Consider the following 22,306-nt stretch of genomic DNA (forward strand, 5'->3'; position numbering starts at 1 on the left):
ATCAGTTACTCCCTGCAATTTTCTGCAGATATTCCAAAGATTTTGCACGATGAACCATAATTTTTTCATCAAAAGAACACCCAAGAGGTGCAAGACGGATTAAATCATCAACCGTTTTAACATTATTTTCAATTTGAGCCAAATCAAACAAGTTCTGAATTCTTGAATTTGCGGAAGCACTGGATCCAACATTGTATCGATTAAATACAGCAACTTTTTTAGCAAAAAGCAGCGAGAAAACGGTTCCATGAAAAGAATCAGTGCATACATACGATGCTCCTTTTATTAATTGGACAAACTCTGATGGTCCAACGTTAAACGGATGTTCATCGCCAAAAGAATCGTCTTCGGGGTTATACGAGTCCAAGTGAACCGGATTTATAATTCGATAACCAGTTTTTTTCTGCAGTTCTTTTGCAAATTCACGATGTTTTTTATTCTTTCCCAAAAAATAACAAAAAATATAAGGCTGTTCTGAAGCTGATGATGTAAGATGAAATACTTCAGACCATTCCTGAGCGCATAGAAGTAGCGTTGGATCAAGCGTCCGTTCGTAATTTTTTCCAGTCAAAGACTGAACAATTTCAACGCCACTTTTTTCACGCAAAGACATCTTGGCAAAACGGGAAAGATATCTTTTTGTATAAGATTTTTGTATCAACGGAATTTTAGAAACCCCAAAACTCGAAGCATATGCGTACTTCGGAACTGATTCATCAACCCAACTTAAATCATAAAAATGAGCACCCAAATTTATAGGATGAAGCACTTGGTCACTTCCCAAAATCACGCTTTTTAGAGATTTAGAATATTCTCTCAATTCCTCGTGAGTATGCAACTCTTTGGATTCGAAAAAATTTCTTTGTGAGAATTCATCAAATTTCAAATTTCTTTGCAAAAAAGAATCTTTCATTTTGCGAGAGGCCATGAAATGCAAATACACACTTTTAGAAAGCATTTCCATTTTCATTTTTCGGGCACTTTTTATAAAAAAAAGAGGAATTTTAGAAAAAAACGTTTTAAACGAAAATTTGGGAATAAATCTCACACATTCAAAAGGAATATTATTCTTTTGAAATACATGTTGTAAAGCGAATGATTGAAGCATGCTCCCATAATTATGATGCCGATAGCACATCACAAGGCCTATTTTTTTCATAATAATTTTCCTACTTTACGCTTTATAACGTGTAACACCTTAAATCTGTTTAGAATTGGCTTTATTGCCTGGATACATCTCTTTTTCATAGTCAAGGGCGTGTAATTTTTTATCATTTCTGGAATGGTGAAGTTGACCGCATCCTTAAAAAATTCATCCCTTAAGGGATTCATCTTTATTCGGCCTTCAATCATGCTTCCACTATCTTTTTTCAGTAAATCAAAATCAACCTGAACACCTTCAATTTTGTCAGATAATTCGTCAAAAATTTCCAGCCCTTTCTGAGAATGAATCAATACGGATGTTGTACCCTTGTCATCATCCATTTCTTTTTTGAATGTATTTACACTCCAGCAATCAAACAACGTAAAATCAGAAACTCGATTTATTGTTTTAAACCTACATTGATAGCATGATGGTCGTGTCGACAAATCTCTGAAAAAAGATTCCTTGAAGAAATGGACATCCTGGCCAGTAAATCTTTTTTTCCCCGACTTAAATTCCAAAGCCATCGTAGAACCTGCATATCCAAATTCTTTATTGCGGAAGTAGATATTTTTCAAAGGACCTTCCGTCCTAGTGTGGTATTCTACATATTTTTTAAACAACATCGGGGATGGAGTTCCATGACAAACAATATCTATAAGTAAAAGTTTTTCGTAATTCTTCTTCAAAAAGTTTTTTAAACCAGCTATCTGGCAAGGAGTTCCGCTATAGCAAACCCATCTGCCATTTTCCAAACATTCTTTCGCTTTACGGAATGTTTCCCCAACTTCACTTTGAACATATTTTGAACCGCGAAGCTTATACAAATCTGCAACAGACTCTATGCCAATGTGTTTTACAACAAAATTATCGTCATATGCAGCCCCGAAAACAATTCCCTGCTTTGCCAAGACATATTCCGCTAAAACGGAAAACATTCCACCAGAAGAAGACTCTTTTCGAACATGGCTATTTTTGTTTTGAACGACATATGATAAAGGAATATTTTCTTTTAAATGGCACGGATTCTGTATAGGACATATTTTTGTACACAATCCACATTCAATGCATTTTGTAGAATCGACCACAGGATAAAGAAATCCTTCATCATCAAATTGCATATCTATGCATTTTTTAGGACACGCGTTAGCACAAGCGGAACAGCCGCAACAGTATTCTTTTTTTTGGATGGTTATACACATGTACCGATTTCCTATAATTAAACTTCATGTTGTTACAACATCTGAACCATTAGCAAGATTTTTTCTTACCAATCAAACATAAATTCAATATAGGATTGTTTAGTTTTTTTATGCCTAAATATAGTACATATCCTGTTGCAAAATCTAATACAGGAAGCAAAAGATAATAGAGTAAATATACAACAGAACTCTGCCCTTTAATTAGAGGTCCCAACACTGACAAAAAAGAATTATGCATACAATAGATAAAGAATGTGCCTGAAGCAAGTCCTACTATTTTTTCATTTTGCAAATATTTAAGAGCAATAGACGGGAATACCAATAAAGCACAAAGTACAAAGATTTGTTTCAGCGGAATTGCAGAGAAATTCATCCATCCGAAATAATCAATAAAGTAAAGCATATTTGCGACCCCCCCCGTTAGTAAAATTTTATTTACACAATTACTGAAAGAAAACAGCTTGATTTGGTTCACTGCAAAAAAAGCGCCAAGGCAAAAGTATATCGTAAAGATTCGCTCATGATAATAGACGTAGGGAATATTGACAAACAGAGCAACCAAAAGAGCTACTCCAAAAATATATTTGAAAAAACGACTCTTAAGTAACGGATAAATAACTGGAGTTAAAAGACAAAGAATGAACAAATCCCTAATATACCACAAAGGTCCATTATAAGGGCATGTTCCGGCACCATTCCCTTTTATGCTCCAAAAGATATTTAGTACATTCAAAAAATCCCATTCTGTGTTGTTTACCAAATTATTCTTTCCTAAGAAAGCAAGAGCAACATCTCCTGCAAAGACAATCAAATTCCATACAATATAAGGAATAAGCAAGGTAAACACTCTATTTTTTATTTTCTTATTGTAGGCTTCTTTGGAAAATTCTGCGGTTGCAAAGAATAAATATCCTGAGATTAAGGCAAAACCAGGAATAGCAAGGTCTGCTAAGAATGTTGAAAAATACTCTCTAATAAATTTTTGCAATTCATATACAAAGCTACCAACATCTGACACGGATTCTACACTTGGAATGTGATAATGAGCGTGCAATAAAATTATCAAAAAACAAAAAATCACTTTAAGCGAAGAAATAGACCGAGATTCTTGTTGATTCAGCATGTTTCATTCCTCAAAAATATTCTAATTGCAAGCAAGTTGTCTATATTCATTTTGATATAATTCGCTCATATGTTTCGCTGTATAATATTTTGAGAACAGCGTTTGTATATGTTTAGATGCGACATCTACATTGATGTTCAAAATGTTTCGCATAGCATTTTCCACTTCTTGCTGATTTTTATTGTTAAATAAAAAACCAATAGTTTCTGACGCTTTTGAAAGAACTTCCCTATGCGAAGGAATATCGCTAAGAACACAAGGTAAGCCTACTGTCATACTTTCTAAAAGGGTATTAGCTAAACCTTCTACATCCGATGCAGAAATGTAAAAATCAGATGCTATAAGATAATCATAAACATTCGACTTAAATCCGGGGACACAAATTTTCTCATTTTCCTGTTTTTTTATATCATCAAATAAATTACCATTGCCTAATAATATCAAACCAACATTATCATACTCTGATTGAAGTTTCTTGAAAGCCGATAAAATGATATCGGGATTTTTTTCCTTTGAAAAACGACCAACAAAAATGAAATAACGCAAGTTCTGTTTTAGCCCTAAACGTTCTCTCATATTCTGCTTATAAGCTAAATTTTTTTCCCATATAGGAAGCGAACATCCATTTGGAATCGCTTTCATTGAAAAATCCTGTTCTTTTTTATAACTTGCAGCAACGCTTTCTGAACAAGCTATAGGCAAATCCATTCTTTTCGTGAAAAAATGACTAAGCCAAATAACGGCTTGACCCTTGATTTTACCGTACATAACTTTTTGCTGTTCTCCAGGAAAAATATGTACGGTTTCCATTTTCTTGTACTTTTGGGGTAAAAAAGGAACAAGAAACATGGATCGTGGGCAATGCGTATGTAAAATATCCGGATCTATTTCTAAGACCTTCTTTTTTAAATCCCTGAACATTTTTATAGGCGAAGGAATCCCTACAGGACATATTTGATATACGGATATAGGCAAATTTCGAAATTCATCTATTCTAGAAATGGATTGTTCTTCTACCAAAGTGATAATGGATACATCAAATTGATCAAAATTCATGTATTGAATGATATTGTACAATACATTTGGAGGCCCCTGATTACTTAAAGATGAAATTACATAGCAAACTTTTATTTTTTTTAAAGTCATCTTAGCACCAAACCTCTTACACCCAATAATTTTTATGCATAGAAGCTTTACGTAATTGAGGTAAACTCATTTTTTTAAACTTACGCCCCCTGCGATTCGCTAAGAACTTTACACCGCTTTCAATAATATAATAGGCAGCGCTAAACAGGCGTCCTTGCGACAACAACTTCTTTTCAACCCACTTGACCATCTTTATGCCTTCAGATGTTGCCGAAATATTTGCAAACAATTCAGGATGCATAGTCATGAAGGCAGACACATCGAAATTTCTAGTATACTGTTGCTTTAAACTGTAATTATGCGAATGCCATACACCAGCAGTCCCAACGTATGCGATTTTGTAGCCTGCATAAATGAACTGTGCTGCAATTTTCATATCCTCGTTAATAAGAATATGCTTGTCAAAGCCTCCAATAGCCTCATAAGCAGTACGACGAAATGCAGAGCAACAATCCGAGGCAAAAAAAGTCTTTACGCCCAAACGGGGAATATCATCTTTGCTACGAACAAAGCATACTTCGGGATAATTAAATTCGCGGGTTAGCTTTTCGATAGGACTAGCATCTTCACGAGGAACTTGACGTCCACTCGCCATTGCTATTTTTTCATCCTCGGCAAAAGGAGCTATCAAGCGTTCCACATAACGAGCATCACACGGCAAAGCATCTTGCGTAAGGCATAAAATAAAGTCACCGGAAGTGTGCTGAATAGCTAAATCCCTAGTACCGCCATGATTAAAATTTTTACGATCAATGGAGATTACTTTTACCCCATCAAAATTCATAGCCTTCGCCACGGTGTCATCATCAGAAGCAGAATCAACAATGACAATTTCATCAATAGAAACAGTCTGTTCCTTAAGTCGCTTTAGCAACGGTTCTATGAATTTTCCAGCATTAAGCGTAGGTATGATGAGACTAATCTTCACCTTATTCCAATCCCTTCCCGTTACAGTCCTTATACCAATCGCGGAAGGCATCTTCAAGCGAATAAGAAAGCGGGTAATTTTGTGCAAGTTTTTGTCCGTCGATATTGGTACTCACCATGAGCTTTTTCACGCGGGCAGGACAAATTCCAAGACCAAGCCCTCCGAGCATTCCGCAAACGGTTGCAGCGGCCATCATCGGTTTATGCGGGATAAACGGAATATAGCGTTTCATTTCCGTTGCTTTGAGCATGGTGTTAGCAATTTGTTCGATGGTAAACGACGGGTAATAGCAGCAGTTGAATAACTGTACCCTAGATTCCGGGTCAAGCCCGGAATGACAAGAAGCAGCTTTCTCGGCCATTTCAAGCATGATTCGTACAAGGTCTTTCACATAAATGCAAGCCTTGATAGTATCCTTGCGACCGGCGTAGGCAAACTTATGACTTTTCAAGCCCTTATAAAGACGGGTCATGTTGCCGTGCTCGCCTGTTCCGAATACAATTCCCGGACGCACGATAGAAAGCCTGCGACTTTCATTTTCTGCAGTCCATTCGCGATGAATTTTTTCAGCAACCAACTTCGAAATTCCATAAGGCGTATTAGGGGTCGGCAAAGTTTCTTCAGTTTTCAGTTCTTCCGCAGCGCCATAGGGAGCAATACTGCTGGTAAAAACGATGTTTTCAATGCCGTGCTTGCGTGCAAAATCGCAGACATTTTCCGCACCACGGATGTTCGTCTCAAAGTAGGCGTAATCCGGATGCCCAGGAGTGCGGTGGATAGCCGCAAAGTTGAAAATCAGGGTATCTTTGCCAAACTCGCCTTGCATATCGATGGGGTTACGCACATCGACTTTCTGGTAACAGATTGCTTCGTTGCCTTTAGGCTCCTCGCAATGACTTTTCTGGGAGGATTCGTCGGCAAGCAAATCGGCGATATAAACTTTTGCGTTAGGGTATTTTTCGCGAAGTAGATTCGCCATGTGCGTTCCAATAAACCCACATCCACCAAAGATTATGAAGTTATTAAAGTCCATAAGCTCCCCTATGCCTCCCAACTTTTATCTGCAAAAAGTTCACTCACCACACATGGCATAAAATCTACTTTACAATCACAAGCCAACGGGATACCACGGACCATCAGATTCCTTACGCCAAGGAACTTCTGGCACCACTGGTTCAAAAACAACAAGACACCCATCAGCATCGACAATCACCTCTAGTTCAAGCATTTGATCACAAGAATTGACAAAAGCCCATTATTTCGTTCAAAACGCCAAAAACGCTTAAACAATATGAAAAATATAAGAAATGGATGAGATATTTTCAAGTGATAATTAACCCAATAATAGCAGTTCCCCACCACGTAGCTAGGATTGGGTGGAATTGTGCCGCCGACAGGCGGCCATGTCCTATTTTTTCTGCAGCTCCAGCACCTTTTCTATAGGAAGATGCGAATACTTTACAATTTCCTCGATAGGCTTGTTATCGGCTAGCATGTCTAGAGCAACTTTTTCTAAAGCTTGTTGTAAACCTTTCTCTAGACCTTTCTCTAGACCTTTCTCTAGACCTTCCTGTAAACCTTCTTCATGGGCACGGACTTTCAGCGAGGCGAGATAGTCAAGTTCTTCTTCTGTCATTACCATATTCTTTGCCTGTTCCCTGAGGAGTTTTTACTTTGACCAGCGAGCACACCCTATTTCAAAGCCATGACTGCAGCAAGTAGCTTAGGCGAAGCACCATTCGAGCGAAGGAATTTTACAATTTTTGCTTTTCCTTTAGCTTCTCCTTTAACAAAGCCCAAGGCCTTCCCTTTAGCAAGGCCCTTAGCTTCACCTTTTGCTTCGCCCTTGGCAAAACCCTTTGCCTCTCCCTTGGCAAAACCCTTCGCCTCTCCCTTGGCAAAGCCTTCAGCTTCACCTCTGCGGCGGGCAGTCGTAATCCCGGCCCAATATTCTCTCTTGTCATGCATACGATTTACCACCTTTTTCAAAAAATCACTAGTCGAATTCTTCACCAGCAGCCGCTCATAGACATCCCTGATTTCGTCTACAACGTTTGCCGGAATACATTTTGCCTTCGGTGCGTTCTTGAAGATTTCTAACCATTGCCGTTCGAGTTCGTTACCCCCGGTAGGGACGAACTTAGTTAAGTCAACGATAATATACCTCTTTTTAGCATAGATGGGAAGAGCCCGCTTTTTCGTCGGGCGTTCAGATTTTTAACAACATTCCTTTGTGAAAATTTTGTATATTATGTCCCGAACTTTTTTACTTGGAGTTTTTATGAAAATCGCTGTTATGGGTGGAGCCGGCTATATCGGGAGCCACACCATTATTGAGCTTTACAAAGCAGGTCATTCGGTAGTAGTAGTCGATAATCTTGTGAACTCCAGCAACGAATCTTTGCGCCGCGTGGGCGAACTCGTTGGCTCCCCTATCCCGTTTGTAAATGCCGATGTCCGTGACGCTGCCGCCATGGACAAGATTTTTAGCGAAAACAAGTTTGATGCATGTATCCACTTTGCCGGGCTCAAGGCTGTGGGCGAATCGGTGGCAAAGCCGCTGGAATACTACGAGAACAACATGAACGCCACGTTCGTGTTGCTCCATGCCATGCGCAACCACGGTTGCAAGAACATCATTTTCAGTTCGTCGGCCACGGTTTACGGCAATCCGGCCATCATCCCGATTACCGAAGACTGCCCCAAGGGCCAGTGCACCAACCCCTACGGGCAAACCAAGTCCATGCTCGAAGAGGTTCTCCGCGACGTGCAAAAGGCAGACCCGGAATGGAACGTGGTGCTGCTCCGCTATTTCAACCCGATTGGCGCGCACCCGAGCGGCCGCATTGGCGAAGATCCGAACGGGATTCCGAACAACCTCATGCCGTACATTACGCAGACGGCGGTCGGCATCCGCAAGGAACTTGGTGTTTTCGGCAACGATTACGATACTCCAGATGGCACGGGCGTCCGCGACTATATCCATGTTTGCGACCTTGCCGCAGGCCATGTGGCTGCACTGCAGGCTATCGAGCGCAAGTGCGGGCTTGCGATTTACAACCTCGGCACGGGCCACGGCTACTCCGTTCTCGATGTCGTAAAGGCTTTTGAAAAGGCAAACGGTGTCAAGATTCCGTACAGTATCAAGCCGCGCCGCGCAGGCGATATTGCCACTTGCTACTGCAATCCGCAAAAGGCATTCGACGAGCTTGGATGGAAGGCTAAGTATGGCATCGAAGAAATGTGCCGCGACGCCTGGAACTGGCAAAAGCAAAACCCCAAGGGTTACAGAGGCTAAGCCTTTTTGTCACCCCGGCCTCCGTTCCATGGCATGTCACCCCGGACTCCGTTCCGGGGTCGCCATTTACAAAAAAAAATCGCCTCTCGCTTTTAGCGAGAGGCTTTTTAGCATTACGCAAACTTAGTCGCGGTAGTCACGGTGGTTGTGGTGACCATGCTTCTTGCGCGGCGGTTCCGGACGGTTGTAGTTGCGATGTACTTCTTCGCATTCGCCAATGCTTCGGGCCGCAAAGAACTTGTGACGCTTCGGGTCCATGCAATCGATGCGGTCGGCGCGGTCACGGCGGTAGTCAATCTGCATCCAGACTTCGCCATTGTTGCAATAGAAGTCAAACTTACGTTCCTTTTCACCACGGAAGCATTCGCCACGGCTATACATCTTCTGATCGTTGTCGTAACGTTCAGAATGAATCCTATCATGACGGTCACACTTCGGTTCAGCAAACTTGCAGGTTACAAGCGGCTTTGCCGGGGCCGGAGGAGGTGGCGGAGGAGGTACAGAACGGGAAGATTCTTCCTTCTTAGGTTCAACATTTATCGTCAATGCCATTGCAGAGGTGCTAAGCAGCATGAGCGACATGGCGCAAGTGAGCATAAGCTTTTTCATATAGCCTCATTATACTTTAATTGTTACATCAAAGATAATATATTAAATATTTTGTTACAAAACCAACTGTTTACAAAAAAAATGGCCTTGCCGTTTGGGGGCAAAACCATTGTAAAAAGCTATAGCGAACAAACTCGTTCGAGAGCCGCACAAACTCGCCTTAAATCAACTCTTCGGCAGTTATCTTTTCGTCGTGTTCGGGTTCCTGGTAGCAGGATTCGGGCACTTGCACCTGGTTCTGAAAATAAGCCTTGTGCGCAGCAATCACCTTTTCGCGGGCAAAAGCGGCATCCTTCCATTCACCAATTTGTACGTCCTTGCCTTCGAGTTCCTTGTAGTTCTGGAAAAAGTTCTTGGTAATGCGGAGGAACATCTGGTCCACGTCGGTAATGTCGCAGAACGGACGCGGGTTAAATACCGGCACGCCCAAAACCTTGTAGTCCTTTTTGCCACCGTCAGTCATGTCGAGAGCGCCAATCACGCGGCACGTGCAAACCGTACCCGTAATCATGGATGCCGGGCTGTAAATGAGCATGTCCAGGGCATCGCCATCGTCGGCCTTGGTGCTCGGGATAAAACCATACGTGCAGGGGTAGCTCATGGAGCTCAAAAGGCAGCGGTCCAGACGGAACACATGCAAACGTTCGTCGTATTCGTATTTCAAATTCGTGTCTTTGCCGATTTCCACGACGCAATCCACTTCGTAGGGGTACTTGCGCCCGATAGGAAGATCCAGATAATTAATGGCCATTTATTCTCCGTAGGCCCACTTTGAGCCATTTTTCTTTCTTTTTTAATACAGTAGCGTAAATTTAACTTTTATTTACAAAAAATCAAGGGGGATGCTAGCGGCTACGCCAGCGAGCGGATGTCGTCTTTTCGAAGAGGCCAATGTGGAATACCGGTTCCCCGTGGTCCGGGCTGTAACCCACTTCAAAGCGGATTCGGTCAAGCGCGGGTATCACGAGATGCACACCGCCATAAACAGCGCCTTCGTAATTTTTCCAGCCGGGCGTTCCTTTGTTCCAAAGCAAACTTCCGTCCAAGCCAGCCACCAATTGCAATCCATAGAAGAAGTTGATTCCCCACAGCGAGGCGGAACGGCGTTCGAGCAATACAAAACGTTCTTCGAGGTTTACGAGAGCTTCGTGTTCGCCCAAGCGCTTCGAGCTCGATTCATGGCCACGGAAGGTATTCGCGCCGCCATGATAGAAGTAATCATAAAAGCGGACATGTCCCGGACGCAGGCGCACCAATGCCGTAGCCCCCGTCACGAACGGTCCAAACGAATAGTAGGCGCGAGCATCTTCCAAGAATTCCGTATAATGTTCATCGTTCATTTCGCGGAATCCCATGTGCGAGACCATGCTTTCAAAATAAATTCCCTTGCGCGTATCAATTTCGCTATCGCGGAAATCCACGGCAACGCCAAGGCCAAATTCCGGCAGATGTTCCGGCCCGCCTTCAAGATAGCGGTAAGCAGTCTTCCCTAAAATCGAGAAATGCGGAATCAGTTTCCAGTTTACATCTAAACTAACCAACCAACTTGCATCACGGAAACCGCGAATATCATCCCAGCTGTTTGTTCTCAAGAACTCGAAGTTCCAGCCAACGGGGAGCCCCAAGAAATAAGGTGAACTTGCATAGAACGCGTATTCGTTGTTATCGAAGAACGGGTCGACAGATGTACGGTACTGGACTTCGGCACGGATGTCTTCGCCAAGGATGTTCAGGTTTGCAAGCGCAAGGCCAATCATGAACCCATCGCGGTCCGTCTTTTTGCCAGCTGGCGACGGAATCCAGCGGAAAATTTCCTTGACATGGTAAACAAGCTTAACGGCATTCAAAGAATGGGCTGCCGAAAGATAGCTTGTTCCCGATGCATTTTGAACAACCTTTTTTTCCGCAATTTTCGAACTTGTTGCTGGGGACGACGCAACTGCAGAAAGCGTACCAATGTCCGAAGAAAGTCTAGATATCAGAGCTGCAAGCGAATCCGTATTCGAAGCCAACTGAGAAACGATAGACGAGAGTTCATCTGTAACCGTCGGGAATCGCTCCACAAAAGCCGAAAGAGAATCCGATTCTGTCGAAAGTGTCGAAAACACCGACGAAAGCGCATCTGTATTGGAAGTCAACTGCGTGACAAACGACGAAAGCGTATCGGTGTATGGCGAAGGTTCTTCGGTTTGGGCTACAGCAACCGGTTCCGGCACGGGTTCATCTGGCGCACCGAGCATGTCGTTGATAGATTCGCTAAACGGTTCGCACGTGACCGTAATATCGGTAAACAGGTCCAGGTCTTGAAGTTTGCGCTTTTCAGCTTCAAAGGTTTGCTGCGAAAAATGGCCCCCAACTTTATGGGTCAGTTCCCGCATAACGACATGCGGTTTCGTATGGTCGAGCCCATTGATGTCAATCATTGCAATTGGGGTTCCATCGGCACATTCATAAGTATTTTCTTCGAAAAGATTAACCCTTGCGGCATGCGACAACACCGCCATTCCAGCAATCAAAAGCGTAAGTGAAATCCTAGTCATATTTTAAAGATATAAAAAATTGCTATATTGGGGTCACGAATTAGAGGTGATTATGTTAGACTTTCTCGCAAACTATTGGCCCTACTTGGTTATCCTGGTCGTGGTCATTCTTTTGTTTTTTGTTCTCCGCGGATTCCTTAAAGGTTTGAAGGCCAGAAGCCCCTTCAACATGGAAAACATCCGCAAGAGCACCGAGCCGAACTTCCTTGCCCTCCAGCAGAAGTCCAAGGCTTTGCTCGCCGATGCCGACATGATTTGCGAAATCAAGCCGGGCAGCGATCAGGTGATTCCCAAGAAAGAAGACGTCAAGTTTTTCCGTCGCGCCGTTTCGCAGAAGTTCAAGCTTGCAGTGTTCCAGGTTCCGGGCACCAACAAGGTTGTGTTCTTCTTCTGCAAAACCGAAGCTGGCATCCGTAGAAGACTCCAGAACTTGGTCATCAACCAGAAGTACCGCGAAGGCAAGCACCCCTACGTTGACGAAGCTACTGGCGAAAAGCTGAGATATCCAAGAGCTTAGTAGCAGATTCCGTCATTCTGAGCAAAGCGAAGAATCTGCTGTCATCCTGAGCGAAGTCGAAGGATCTAGTTTCTTTTATTACGTAATTGCCCCGGTCACAGTGCCGGGGTCAACTTTTTTAAAAAGAACCACAACAAGATAACGAGAGCCCAATGCGCACGTACAAAGATTTAGCCATTGCCGAAGCAGAAGACAAGCTAGTCGACGCTATCGAAACATCGCGGAATTTGCTTATCGAAGCGCCTACCGGTAGCGGTAAATCATTGTACATCCCGTGGTTCTTGAGCAGGCACTTTAGCGGGCGCATTGTCGTGTTGCAGCCGAGGCGAATCGCAGCCCTCGCCCTCGCCCAATACTCAGCGAAATTGCACAACGAGCCGTGCGGCAAAACGGTCGGTTACCAGTTCAGGCAAGACAGTTGCAAGTCCAGCGAAACAAGAATTTTGTTCCAAACTTACGGTAACTTTTTGCAGGAACTTTTGCACGGGAAGTTAAACGCCGATTGGGTGGTGTTCGATGAATACCACGAGCGCCGTGCTGATATGGATTTGCTCTTTGCGTATTTTAGACGAGAGAGTGTCATCCAAAGCCCCGGAACAGTGTCCGGAAAAAGAGAGAGTGTCATCCTGAGCGAAGTCGAAGGATCTAAGCCGCAAAAGCCACAATTGCCGAGAATTGCAGTGATGTCGGCGGCGTTGAACCGCGACGAACTTGAAGCAGCGCTTGGCGTGAAATGCCTGCAGCTCGGGCACCCGCTGTACCCTGTACAAATTCTGCACCAGAAGCCCGCCGCCGGCGTAAACATTGCCGCAGGTCAAGGAATCGAAAGCGAAGTCGTGCGCGCTTTACGCACGCTGTACCGCAATAACATTTGGCAGACAACGCTCGTATTCTTGCCGGGTAAAGCCGAAATTGCCAAATGCCATACCGCCGCAAGCGAGGCGCTTGGCGACAATGTCGCAGAGTTCCTTGAACTCTACGGCGGTCAAGACCGCGAAACGCAAGACCGCATTTTCGAAGAAACAGAACGCCCGCGCGTTATCTTCACGACCAACATTGCAGAAACATCTATTACAGTGCCAAACGTGACAGGCGTTGTCGATAGCGGCATCGAACGCGTGAACGAATACGACGACAGCAAAAAAGTAAATGTGTTGCGCACATTGCCGATTTCGTTGCAGAACGCCATCCAGCGCAGCGGCCGCAGTGGCCGTACACAAAACGGTTGCGCCATCCGCCTGTGGACTGAAGATACCGAAAAGCACATGCCACAAGGAATTGTGCCCGAAGTATTGCAAATCGAGCCTTCGGAACTCATACTGCAAAAAGCCGCACTCGAAGAATCATGGCCCCTATCGCCTGACGGCTCCAGGGTGACAAGCCCGCAAAACGTCATTGCGAGCACAGCGAAGCAGTCCATTACATTACCTACCGCCATCCCAGCAGCCCGCGAAAAAACTACCACAGCAATGCTCGAAAACTTCGGCATGTTGCAAGACGGCCGCATCACAGACCTCGGCAAACGCGCCATACAAACGCCTATTTCAAACATCCCGCTCGCACTGATTTTAGCAAAAGCAGAATGTGCCGAAGACCTCCCCGATTTACTCCTTGCTTCCATGGCATGGATACATTCCGGTACAGAATTTGTTCAAAAGTCAAAAAATACATTGGATTTGTTCACGCTCGCCAAGGACACACTTTCAAAAGCAATAAACGCTCCCCGCGAAGTCACATTTACACTAAGGCAACTAAGAGATTATCGTGATAAGCTACGTCATTGCGAGACAAAGGAGATGCCCGTTCAAGACGGGCATGACAATACACGTCATTGCGAGCCACAGAGGGGCGAAGCAATCCATGCAGTCGTCATCCGCAGCCTGCTAAACGCCTTCCCAGAAGCCCTTGCCACTCCAAGCGGAAACGTGTACAAATTAAGCAACGGCAACACCATCCGGCTGCAGGTGGCCGAGGCCCCCTACGCGATACTCGCGCTTTCGATGCTCCGCACCGAAGCCGCCACCAAATCCGAATTGCGCGTCAATCTTTACGCTCCCGTTCCCAAAGAATTGCTCGGAGGCGAAAGCGACAAAATCCGCTACGAACTGCTGTGGCGCAGCGGTCAAGAACGCTTTATCGGCATCGAGATTCACGAAAGCGAAAGCCCCAACGGCGACGTGCGCGAAACAAGCCGCAAAGAAATTCTCCCGCAAGAAGCTTCGCCCAAAGTTCTTGAAAAACTCAAAGAGCTCACGGTCGATGCCTGGCGCGACAAACTCGAAAAAGAAAATTGGACAGGTCGCTACCTCACGGAAAATTTGCAGACACTATTGATAAAAATGCGCCTTGCCGCAAAACTTTATCCGGAATACGGTCTCCCGGAATTCAACAACGAAGATATGGAGCTCATATTCAACGAGCTTACCGACGGAATCTTTTTACTGCGAGATATCAACGACGACCGTTACAGAAACATCGTCGAAGATTACTTCGGAAAATCGATGTTAGCTTGGCTGCAAAAGACGTTCCCCGATCATTATGTTTTGCCAAACGGCAAACGCGCCCGCTACAGCTACCAGGCAGTCGCTACCGCCGATGAACAGAGCAGCGGCAAAATCGTACAAAGTGCAGACGGAGTGCTTGTCGAAATTTCAGCACGCATCGAAGACTTTATGCAACTTCGCGGAGAACACAAAATTGCAGACAACAAACTCAAAGTGCGTTACGACATTCTTGCGCCGAACTTCCGCACCATTCAAAAAACGTGGGACCTCACGAGTTTCTGGCAAAATACCTACGCCGAAGTCCGCAAAGAACTCCGCGGAAGATACCCCAAGCATCCGTGGCCTGAAAAAATCATGTAATTTCATTACATGAAAAAAGTTTTTTGAACTACATGCGGGCGGGGCTCTACTTTACTGTATAAACAGCTAATGTCTTGCTGTATTCGTAGCCAACAATCAAGAGAGATTCCCCGTTGGGGCTCTTTTCTGCCGGGATGAACAAAATGCCTTCGGGCCCACGGTCTTTCGGGTTCAAGTAAAAATCAACGATTTTCGGGGCATTCCCATTTTCGACCCCTGTAATATCGAACACGGCAACAGCGCTCGAGCGTTCAAGGCCAGCAAACACATAGCGTTTTTCGCCAACGACACCAGTCGTCACGTTTTCCGGTTCGCACCCCTTATCTTCGCTGCGGGCATCCATCTTGACTTTGCCCTTCTTGGAATTCCAGTTAAAGTAATCCGGGGCGACCTTAGCCATCGTTTGTTCAAACACATCGCCGGAATCCCACATCAAATGTCCGGTAGCGCCATCAAAAATACTAATGGAACGCGAACCAAAAGAATACATATAAGGGCACTTGCCATTTGCAGTTTTATCCGGGGCAGCATCGCAACGTTCCAGACTGCTCACAGTCACATTTTTCAAATCATCCAGCACACTTGCCGTAAATACTTCCGGGTCAAGCACGCCTTGCTGCGAAAGCATCATCGGAGTCGTCACATCCGTCCAGGCCTTGTAATCGTTGACCGGAGCGCCTTCATTTGCAGTCACAACAAATGTCGTTCCATTTACAGAGAACGAAGTAATGCCATCGGGCTGGCGCAAACCACGCAAGGGATAGTTCTTGATTTCAATGGCCTTATCTTTCTTTATATCAAGCCCTGCACCCGACACAGAATGGTCCACAGAACCCAGCGGGAACACGTCCAAAATTTTCTTAGCCTCAACGTCGAACTTTACAAGAGCGTTGTTTTCTTGCAAACTAATCCAAGCCGTCTTGGAATCACCATCTACCGTAATATATTCGGGTTCTAGCGATTGGACAAAGCTCTTTACGCCAGTCTTGCGCACGCCTTTTGCCATCAGTTTTAACGAATCGAGTTCATTAAAACCAACAACAGTTTTTTGCGGCTTTCTCCAAGCTTTTGCCAAGTCAGCCGCATTCGCAGGCGCCGTAATCGACAAAACACCAATGCCGCCTTCTGGGTCTTCCGTGAACGTTTCATCCGGCGAGCCTTCGCAAGCTACAAGCAAATTCGTTCCATCCGGCGTAAACGTAATCATGTCGGGCATGTAGCAAAGTTCGTGCAAGCCAAGGACTTCAAGTTTCTTGTTGTAGCGCATCACCTGCACATGGCCTTTTTTCCACTCAGGGTTGTTCAAAAGGCTCACAGCCACAAGGTCTCCGTGCACCGTCACGCTAGAGGCGCCACCTGGCAATTTGACTTCGCTTACCTTTTTCGGGTTTGCTGGGTCCGCCAAATTGACAATTTCCAGGACATTCTCGCCGCCGACTACAAACAACACATTCTTTTCGGGCATGAACGCCGAAATTTCGGCCGTTGTCATGGGAATCGAAGCAACCTGCTTTAGCGCCGTCCCCATCTGGAACGGGCCTGCCGGAACATCCGACTTTTTAGCAAACGAAAAGCCCGAGCACAAAAGCAAACTCATGGCTAAAGCGGTATATTTCATACAATCTCCCATGCGGCAAAGCCGCGTTTTTGCCAAAACTCAGTCGAGAATCAGCCACATGATAAGCATGCCAAGTCCAAAACTTGCAGCCATTGACGCCGACTGCATTACAACATCAGACTTATCCTTTTCTTTGTCAGCTTTTTCCTTGGCTTCTTGCTTTTCTGCTTGTTCCTGACTTGCTTGAATTGCAACACTCAAAGCTTTGGCGCAGGTTTCGTTGTTCTTCTTGAGCGTATTGTAGCTTTGTTCCCAATTCTCGCACTTTGCACGTTCCAGTTCAAGGTCCGAACGGAGCGCCTTTTTTTCTACAGTGCAAGCGCTATCGCGGAGTGCCATGACGCTATCGCGCACAGCAAGTTCCGTGACAAGTTCAGCCTTCTCGGCATCACCAGCCGCAAGAACCGGCGACACAGCAAAAGAAAGCACGAATAAAACGCACAAAGCTAACGATTTCACAAAAGAACGAGCAACAGAAACCATATAAGCCTCAATTACATCTGGGCCAAGATGCGCTTCCAACCGTCTTCCGGAATCTGCGCGCCCATGACTTGAACAACTTCGTTCGAAACGATACTGCCGAGGTTACCCGAGCGTTCCATATCCCAGCCGTTCATGTAGCCGTACAGGAATCCCGATGCCCAAAGGTCACCAGCACCCGTCGTATCGATTGCCTTTGCAGCACCTGCAGACACGCGAGTCACCTTGCCATCCTTAGCAATCAAGGCGCCGCGCTTGCCAATCTTTACCACAGCAACCTTGGCCTTCTTGGCGAGAACTTCGAGAGCGGCTTCTTCCTTGACGCCAGCATAAGCAAAAGCTTCATCTTCGTTTGCGATGATGATATCAATCATCTTGTTTTCGAAAAGTTCATCGAACAGCTTGCGGCAAGCATCGACAACGCCAAACGAGCTAAAGTCGAGAGCGGTTTCAACACCGAGACTGCGTGCAAGTTCAAAAGACTTTTTGAAACATTCGCCGTTAAAAGCACGATAGCCTTCGGCATAGAGGAGGCCCACACCGTCATAGAGAGCCGGAGTAAAATCATCAGAGCCCAAAAAGTCCGAAGCACCGAGGTATGTCCACATGGAGCGCTGTGCATCCGGAGTCACGGCAGAGAACACGCAACCCGTTGCAGCACTCGAAAGTCCGACCTTCGATTCCACACCGTTATTCTTCAAATGATTCTGGAAGAGCTTGCCCAGTTCGTCATCGCCCACCTTGCTGATAAAAGCGGCCTTGCCACCGAGACGGGCCACGCCCACCATCGTATTGCAAGTCGAGCCACCCGGAACGCGAATCGGATTTTCAAGAGAGCCAAGGAACTTCTCCATCTGCGGCCAGTCGACCATGTTCATGCCGCCCTTCTGAACGCCTTGCGATGCAATCCATTCGTCGCTCACATTAGCCAAAATATCAACAAGGGCAGCGCCCATACCAAGAATTTTCTTCATTAGAATCCTCCGCGACGGCGACGCAACTTGTCACCCGCTTTCAATAAAAATTCACGTTCCGATTCGCTCAAGGACTGAACGCCTTCGCGCTCCACCTTTCTGAGAATATCGTCCATGCGTTTCTGTTCATCTACGTAGAACACTTCACCTTCGAGAACTTCCGGTTCGTCGGAATTGCGCGTACGGGATCGAGGCGCATCACCATACTTTTCGGGATTGCTCGAGAACAGGCGGAAAATAGCAGAAAGCGGCGAATGGTAAAGCACCTTCGGGCCGTTCTGGTAAACCGCCATGTAAAGGAATCCGGCAACGACACCGCCCAAGTGTGCAAAATGAGCAATCATGTCTCCCGAATTCGCAAAGAGAATATCAAGGGCAATCATCACCCACATGGCATGCTTAATCTTCATCGGGATGACAAAGAACATAAGGAGCATGCGTTCCGGGAAGAACTTGTAATAGGCAACAAACACGCCCATCAAGGCGCCCGAAGCACCGATAATCGGATTGTTCGTAAGGCCAAGCAAGCACATGAAAAAACTGAACAGCGCAGCAAAAATACCGCAGAAAAAGTACATCGATACAAAATGGCGAGTCCCCATCCATTCCGCAACATCAGAGCCGAACATCCAGAGCATGAGCATATTGAAGAAGAAATGCATAAAGTCAAAATGAATGAACATGTATGTCACATAGCGCCAAAGTTCAAGCGGGACGCGCGGCATAAACGCACCAAAGTAACTGATGTAATCCGTCAAACTGCCATAGCCGGCACCCAAGTCCACATCGATTCCGCGCCCTAAAAAGGCGATAATAAAAACAACTGCATTTGCAAGCAACAAGACCCGCAAAGCCTTGGGTAAATATTTAAATGGTTTCATAAATCTTCCTAAACTCTTTTAATAGCACTGAGACCATGTTTTTCGGTACGAACTTCGAAAGGAGCGCCGTCTGTTCATCATCGCTCTTGGAAGCGCCACACTTCAAAAGTTCGCGAACAAGGGAACTGCTTACCACGAGATGTTCCTGAGCACTGAGCAAGAGCACCGTTTCGGCATCGCCAAAAAGAACCTTATTGTTCCAAGCTACTGCCTGTTCCGCATCCAGGTCCGATGCATTGCGAATGCCGCGCAACAAGTAGCGCGCCCCCACGGATTTCATAAAATCGACAGTCAGACCGCCATGAATAGCCACCGACACATTCGGAATTTTAGAGACGGCGGCCTCCACCATGGCCTTACGCGTTTCAGCATCAAACATGTTTTTCTTATTCGCGTTCTGTGCGACAACAACAATCACAGAATCAAACATGCCTGCAGCACGTTCTACAAGGTCATAATGCCCCACCGTAAACGGGTCAAACGAGCCTGCGAAAACAGCGATTTTAGATTTCCACACCATGTGGTATAATTTATAAAAATCACGTCCTGAAAATTATCAGCGAAGACTCGCCGTAGCGACGAACTTGCCCCTGAAAATCGTCACCCTTAGCCCATTCCGGCAATTTACGGCTCGGAGCTTCAAAAACAGCCACCCCACCAGGGTTGAGCCATTCTATAAACGGACGTAAATCAGGGTAATCCATATCCTTGAAAGGCGGATCCGCATAAATCAGGTCAAAACCGCCATCGGCACAGACAAGTTCCTTTTTGAGCGTAAGCACGCTCGTTTCAAGCAACCGCAGTTTCGATTCAGCGCCCACGGACTTGTACGAACGTTCAATCATCTTCGCTTGCGGGCGAGCGAGTTCCACCGCAGTAACGCTTTCGGCCCCACGGCTAATGGCTTCAAGCCCCATAATTCCGCTTCCGGCAAAAAGATCCAGCATGCGGAAACCTTCGACGCCCTGCAATATGTTAAAGAGAGCTTCCCTTGTTCGGGAAGCTGTCGGACGTGTTTTCATGGTGTCCGGGGACTCGATGTTGCGCCCCCGTAAAGAACCGCCAGTAATACGAATCGGCATACTAGCGAAGTACAAACATTTCGACGCGCATAGTCGTAATCAGGTTCTTCTTGGCAAACCTGAGGTCTGCCTTAGAAACGCCCATGCGAATCGTGGAATTTGCAAACACGTTAAAGAAGTTCAGCAAATCGGCAAAGTCAGCCGTTGATGTTACATTGTATACATAGCGTTTGTACACACCAAGGTCATCAACGATTGGCTTGTCCAAGCCCTTCAGTTGAACTTTATTCGAAGCAGCAAGAGACTTGAACGCCTTGACTTCTGCAGGAATTTCAGCAGCAGGAACAAAGCCACGCACTGCATCCAAGCGAACCTGCGGCACTGCGAACTGGCCAAAAGCAGCCACTTCAGTTGCCGCTTCAGAAGCAATCGGCGTCTGGAACTGCTTACTTACAGCCTTGAGCCTATCCATAAGGGCATGCTGCGAGGAGGCCTTCATTGCTATACCACGAAGGTAATAGAAGTTCGGAGCCTGGTACACACATTCCGAGAAGCCGATATCGTCCGGAGAAGCCGTATTCAAGAACGACAAGAACTGCGCCAAGGACGTCTTCTGGAACGAAAGCTTTTCGAGTGGGAGGTAGCTGTTATAGCTTGTTCGTTTGTTATTAAACAATGCCTGCGGATTGATTTCGCCAACAATGTCCCTAGCAGACATTGCTGCGCGGGCCTTTGCCACAGCTTCTTGCTGCTGTGCAATTTGTTCGGCAGTCGGACCGGCAGGGGACGTTGCCTTTGCAGCAGCGCTCTTTGCCCCAATCAAGTTCAAATAGGATTGCGGAAGAACTCCGTCCAACGCAGCAGGAACGCCCTTCATGCTCAGGTAGGCACTGAAACCAACAACAGCAAGCAATGCTGCTACCGCAACAGTCAAATATTTCTTCTTGTAGCGGCGTTCCACATCGGCAACGTTCGTCACATGCACCTGCTGAGACAACGCACCAAGGGAGGCATTCTTTTCTGCCACCGCAATAAGGTTCATGTGAATCATACACCCTCCATCTGGTTCAAAGCAGCACCAACGGCACCGATACAGTAAACCAAGTTACTGGGGTCAACACTTTCGTCACACGGAAGTTGCGACAAAGACCTCAACAGCGATACATTGTAATCGCCCAGCTGGCCCATAAGATGTTCGACAAAGGTTTCTTCCGATGCCATTTCGCCACACAGACGAATATCCTTCACTCCGTTGATAGCGTTTTCCGTTTCAACCAACTTTATCTGTTCAACAATTTCATTGGCAAGAATCGGGTACGCGTCGTCAGCAGTTTTGCCGACCATCGAAAGCGTAGAAACACCGCGCAAAGCCAAAAGCTCATCGCGACGCATCCAGACAATCGTCACACCGTCAAAGTCGGCCTTCACGATGCAGACTGAATCCTTAATCTTTTCACCAACATCCATCACGTTCATGAGCGAAAGCACGTCGACTTCCAAGGACTTCGGAGCAAGCACACGGGAACGGAAGCCTTTACGAAGGGCATCGACCCATTCCTTGCGGACAGCCATCACAAGTTCGTTATAGCCCAGGGAATCATCGCCACTCAATGTCTTGGAATCGACAATGTAAGCATCCACGTCGGCATTCGTAAACAGTTCCATATACCACTTCAGGTACTGCCCCTTGTTTGCGGCAGCCTCGGGCGGTACATAGACCTTACGGATAATGGACATTTTTGCAGGGATTGTGACAGAAGTCGCTGCGACATCCTTAATCTGATTTTCGTCGATCCACATCTGGAGCGTACTTTCAAAAAGGAATATATCGTAAATGGGGTTACACTCCACCGGGAGGATAGCCACCTTGACCACCTTCTTTTCAGAAGAGTCCACAAGAGCAACCTTCATATAATGGTCGCCGACTTCAACACCTAGGTATAATTTTGAATCGCTCATA

At 45.7% G+C, this 22,306-nt stretch carries 22 protein-coding genes; 3 read left to right on the forward strand and 19 right to left on the reverse strand.

Going from position 1 to position 22,306, the window contains the following annotated elements:
- Position 1: 1 nt before the first annotated feature.
- The 8 genes from BUQ91_RS07100 to BUQ91_RS07135 all read right to left on the reverse strand — a co-directional run bounded on the left by BUQ91_RS07100 (position 2) and on the right by BUQ91_RS07135 (position 7,511).
- Positions 2 to 1,108 (reverse strand): polysaccharide pyruvyl transferase family protein, encoded by a 1,107-nt coding sequence (locus tag BUQ91_RS07100; RefSeq protein WP_175566613.1) that lies wholly within the window; start codon positions 1,106 to 1,108, stop codon positions 2 to 4.
- A gap of 47 nt (positions 1,109 to 1,155) precedes the next feature.
- Positions 1,156 to 2,346 (reverse strand): Coenzyme F420 hydrogenase/dehydrogenase, beta subunit C-terminal domain, encoded by a 1,191-nt coding sequence (locus BUQ91_RS07105; protein WP_074208675.1) that lies wholly within the window; start codon positions 2,344 to 2,346, stop codon positions 1,156 to 1,158.
- A 49-nt stretch (positions 2,347 to 2,395) separates the two neighbouring features.
- Positions 2,396 to 3,469 (reverse strand): acyltransferase family protein, encoded by a 1,074-nt coding sequence (locus BUQ91_RS07110; RefSeq protein ID WP_074208676.1) that lies wholly within the window; start codon positions 3,467 to 3,469, stop codon positions 2,396 to 2,398.
- A 21-nt stretch (positions 3,470 to 3,490) separates the two neighbouring features.
- Positions 3,491 to 4,615 (reverse strand): glycosyltransferase, encoded by a 1,125-nt coding sequence (locus BUQ91_RS07115; RefSeq protein WP_074208677.1) that lies wholly within the window; start codon positions 4,613 to 4,615, stop codon positions 3,491 to 3,493.
- A 16-nt stretch (positions 4,616 to 4,631) separates the two neighbouring features.
- Positions 4,632 to 5,543, reverse strand: coding sequence for a glycosyltransferase family 2 protein (locus BUQ91_RS07120; RefSeq protein ID WP_074208678.1), 912 nt, complete (start codon positions 5,541 to 5,543; stop codon positions 4,632 to 4,634).
- A gap of 1 nt (position 5,544) precedes the next feature.
- Positions 5,545 to 6,576 carry an NAD-dependent epimerase/dehydratase family protein gene (locus BUQ91_RS07125; protein ID WP_074208679.1) on the reverse strand — a complete coding sequence of 344 codons (1,032 nt, stop codon included), beginning with the start codon at positions 6,574 to 6,576 and terminating at the stop codon, positions 5,545 to 5,547.
- Positions 6,577 to 6,951: 375 nt separating this feature from the next.
- The gene (locus BUQ91_RS07130) at positions 6,952 to 7,179 is read right to left on the reverse strand and encodes a hypothetical protein (RefSeq protein ID WP_139299705.1); all 228 of its coding nucleotides are present in this window, start codon (positions 7,177 to 7,179) and stop codon (positions 6,952 to 6,954) included.
- Positions 7,180 to 7,235: 56 nt separating this feature from the next.
- A complete protein-coding gene (locus BUQ91_RS07135) occupies positions 7,236 to 7,511 on the reverse strand; it encodes a hypothetical protein (RefSeq protein WP_139299706.1) in 276 nt (91 codons plus the stop codon).
- A 313-nt stretch (positions 7,512 to 7,824) separates the two neighbouring features.
- Between BUQ91_RS07135 and galE the strand changes: the two genes are divergently transcribed.
- Positions 7,825 to 8,841 carry a UDP-glucose 4-epimerase GalE gene (galE, locus tag BUQ91_RS07140; RefSeq protein WP_074208682.1) on the forward strand — a complete coding sequence of 339 codons (1,017 nt, stop codon included), beginning with the start codon at positions 7,825 to 7,827 and terminating at the stop codon, positions 8,839 to 8,841.
- A gap of 123 nt (positions 8,842 to 8,964) precedes the next feature.
- Here the strand turns inward: galE and BUQ91_RS07145 are convergent, their stop codons facing one another.
- The 3 genes from BUQ91_RS07145 to BUQ91_RS07155 form a co-directional block, all read right to left on the reverse strand.
- Positions 8,965 to 9,450 carry a hypothetical protein gene (locus tag BUQ91_RS07145; RefSeq protein WP_074208683.1) on the reverse strand — a complete coding sequence of 162 codons (486 nt, stop codon included), beginning with the start codon at positions 9,448 to 9,450 and terminating at the stop codon, positions 8,965 to 8,967.
- 160 nt (positions 9,451 to 9,610) lie between these two features.
- Positions 9,611 to 10,201, reverse strand: coding sequence for an inorganic diphosphatase (locus BUQ91_RS07150; RefSeq protein ID WP_014547160.1), 591 nt, complete (start codon positions 10,199 to 10,201; stop codon positions 9,611 to 9,613).
- A 94-nt stretch (positions 10,202 to 10,295) separates the two neighbouring features.
- The gene (locus BUQ91_RS07155; protein ID WP_254842275.1) at positions 10,296 to 11,990 is read right to left on the reverse strand and encodes a BamA/TamA family outer membrane protein; all 1,695 of its coding nucleotides are present in this window, start codon (positions 11,988 to 11,990) and stop codon (positions 10,296 to 10,298) included.
- Positions 11,991 to 12,042: 52 nt separating this feature from the next.
- Between BUQ91_RS07155 and BUQ91_RS07160 the strand changes: the two genes are divergently transcribed.
- Both BUQ91_RS07160 and BUQ91_RS07165 read left to right on the forward strand, forming a co-directional pair.
- Positions 12,043 to 12,507, forward strand: a complete 465-nt coding sequence (locus BUQ91_RS07160) for a hypothetical protein (RefSeq protein ID WP_074208684.1) — start codon at positions 12,043 to 12,045, stop codon at positions 12,505 to 12,507.
- A 152-nt stretch (positions 12,508 to 12,659) separates the two neighbouring features.
- Positions 12,660 to 15,371: an ATP-dependent helicase C-terminal domain-containing protein gene (locus tag BUQ91_RS07165; RefSeq protein ID WP_074208685.1), complete on the forward strand. Its 2,712-nt coding sequence runs from the start codon at positions 12,660 to 12,662 to the stop codon at positions 15,369 to 15,371.
- Positions 15,372 to 15,417: 46 nt separating this feature from the next.
- On the opposite strand, the gene BUQ91_RS07170 is transcribed toward BUQ91_RS07165, so the two are convergent.
- From BUQ91_RS07170 to BUQ91_RS07205, 8 genes are read right to left on the reverse strand one after another with little or no spacing between them, the layout of a single operon-like run.
- Positions 15,418 to 16,989 carry a choice-of-anchor I family protein gene (locus tag BUQ91_RS07170; protein ID WP_074208686.1) on the reverse strand — a complete coding sequence of 524 codons (1,572 nt, stop codon included), beginning with the start codon at positions 16,987 to 16,989 and terminating at the stop codon, positions 15,418 to 15,420.
- A 39-nt stretch (positions 16,990 to 17,028) separates the two neighbouring features.
- A complete protein-coding gene (locus BUQ91_RS07175; protein WP_074208687.1) occupies positions 17,029 to 17,472 on the reverse strand; it encodes a hypothetical protein in 444 nt (147 codons plus the stop codon).
- A gap of 11 nt (positions 17,473 to 17,483) precedes the next feature.
- Entirely contained in the window at positions 17,484 to 18,443 is a 960-nt protein-coding gene (locus BUQ91_RS07180) for an adenosine kinase (protein WP_074208688.1), read from the reverse strand.
- Complete coding sequence (locus tag BUQ91_RS07185; protein ID WP_074208689.1) at positions 18,443 to 19,324, reverse strand: rhomboid family protein; 882 nt, start codon at positions 19,322 to 19,324, stop codon at positions 18,443 to 18,445. The genes BUQ91_RS07180 and BUQ91_RS07185 overlap by 1 nt, the downstream gene beginning before the upstream one ends.
- Entirely contained in the window at positions 19,311 to 19,844 is a 534-nt protein-coding gene (coaD, locus tag BUQ91_RS07190) for a pantetheine-phosphate adenylyltransferase (protein ID WP_074208690.1), read from the reverse strand. The genes BUQ91_RS07185 and coaD overlap by 14 nt, the downstream gene beginning before the upstream one ends.
- 19 nt (positions 19,845 to 19,863) lie before the next feature.
- Positions 19,864 to 20,406 (reverse strand): 16S rRNA (guanine(966)-N(2))-methyltransferase RsmD, encoded by a 543-nt coding sequence (rsmD, locus tag BUQ91_RS07195; protein WP_074208691.1) that lies wholly within the window; start codon positions 20,404 to 20,406, stop codon positions 19,864 to 19,866.
- A 1-nt stretch (position 20,407) separates the two neighbouring features.
- Positions 20,408 to 21,397 (reverse strand): hypothetical protein, encoded by a 990-nt coding sequence (locus tag BUQ91_RS07200; protein WP_074208692.1) that lies wholly within the window; start codon positions 21,395 to 21,397, stop codon positions 20,408 to 20,410.
- The gene (locus tag BUQ91_RS07205; protein WP_074208693.1) at positions 21,394 to 22,305 is read right to left on the reverse strand and encodes a type IV pilus biogenesis protein PilM; all 912 of its coding nucleotides are present in this window, start codon (positions 22,303 to 22,305) and stop codon (positions 21,394 to 21,396) included. Before BUQ91_RS07205 ends, BUQ91_RS07200 begins: the two co-directional genes overlap by 4 nt.
- Position 22,306 lies beyond the last annotated feature (1 nt).

It is taken from the genome of Fibrobacter sp. UWB11, assembly GCF_900143015.1.
In the GTDB taxonomy this organism is placed as follows: Bacteria; Fibrobacterota; Fibrobacteria; order Fibrobacterales; family Fibrobacteraceae; genus Fibrobacter.

Coding starts and splice junctions, on each gene's coding strand:
- BUQ91_RS07100 (WP_175566613.1), bottom strand. CDS start 1,108: ATGCTTCAATCATTCGCTTTACAACATGTATTTCAAAAGAATAATATT.
- BUQ91_RS07105 (WP_074208675.1), bottom strand. CDS start 2,346: ATGTGTATAACCATCCAAAAAAAAGAATACTGTTGCGGCTGTTCCGCT.
- BUQ91_RS07110 (WP_074208676.1), bottom strand. CDS start 3,469: ATGCTGAATCAACAAGAATCTCGGTCTATTTCTTCGCTTAAAGTGATT.
- BUQ91_RS07115 (WP_074208677.1), bottom strand. CDS start 4,615: ATGACTTTAAAAAAAATAAAAGTTTGCTATGTAATTTCATCTTTAAGT.
- BUQ91_RS07125 (WP_074208679.1), bottom strand. CDS start 6,576: ATGGACTTTAATAACTTCATAATCTTTGGTGGATGTGGGTTTATTGGA.
- BUQ91_RS07130 (WP_139299705.1), bottom strand. CDS start 7,179: ATGACAGAAGAAGAACTTGACTATCTCGCCTCGCTGAAAGTCCGTGCC.
- BUQ91_RS07135 (WP_139299706.1), bottom strand. CDS start 7,511: ATGCATGACAAGAGAGAATATTGGGCCGGGATTACGACTGCCCGCCGC.
- galE (WP_074208682.1), top strand. CDS start 7,825: ATGAAAATCGCTGTTATGGGTGGAGCCGGCTATATCGGGAGCCACACC.
- BUQ91_RS07145 (WP_074208683.1), bottom strand. CDS start 9,450: ATGAAAAAGCTTATGCTCACTTGCGCCATGTCGCTCATGCTGCTTAGC.
- BUQ91_RS07150 (WP_014547160.1), bottom strand. CDS start 10,201: ATGGCCATTAATTATCTGGATCTTCCTATCGGGCGCAAGTACCCCTAC.
- BUQ91_RS07155 (WP_254842275.1), bottom strand. CDS start 11,990: ATGACTAGGATTTCACTTACGCTTTTGATTGCTGGAATGGCGGTGTTG.
- BUQ91_RS07160 (WP_074208684.1), top strand. CDS start 12,043: ATGTTAGACTTTCTCGCAAACTATTGGCCCTACTTGGTTATCCTGGTC.
- BUQ91_RS07165 (WP_074208685.1), top strand. CDS start 12,660: ATGCGCACGTACAAAGATTTAGCCATTGCCGAAGCAGAAGACAAGCTA.
- BUQ91_RS07170 (WP_074208686.1), bottom strand. CDS start 16,989: ATGAAATATACCGCTTTAGCCATGAGTTTGCTTTTGTGCTCGGGCTTT.
- BUQ91_RS07175 (WP_074208687.1), bottom strand. CDS start 17,472: ATGGTTTCTGTTGCTCGTTCTTTTGTGAAATCGTTAGCTTTGTGCGTT.
- BUQ91_RS07180 (WP_074208688.1), bottom strand. CDS start 18,443: ATGAAGAAAATTCTTGGTATGGGCGCTGCCCTTGTTGATATTTTGGCT.
- BUQ91_RS07185 (WP_074208689.1), bottom strand. CDS start 19,324: ATGAAACCATTTAAATATTTACCCAAGGCTTTGCGGGTCTTGTTGCTT.
- coaD (WP_074208690.1), bottom strand. CDS start 19,844: ATGGTGTGGAAATCTAAAATCGCTGTTTTCGCAGGCTCGTTTGACCCG.
- rsmD (WP_074208691.1), bottom strand. CDS start 20,406: ATGCCGATTCGTATTACTGGCGGTTCTTTACGGGGGCGCAACATCGAG.
- BUQ91_RS07200 (WP_074208692.1), bottom strand. CDS start 21,397: ATGATTCACATGAACCTTATTGCGGTGGCAGAAAAGAATGCCTCCCTT.
- BUQ91_RS07205 (WP_074208693.1), bottom strand. CDS start 22,305: ATGAGCGATTCAAAATTATACCTAGGTGTTGAAGTCGGCGACCATTAT.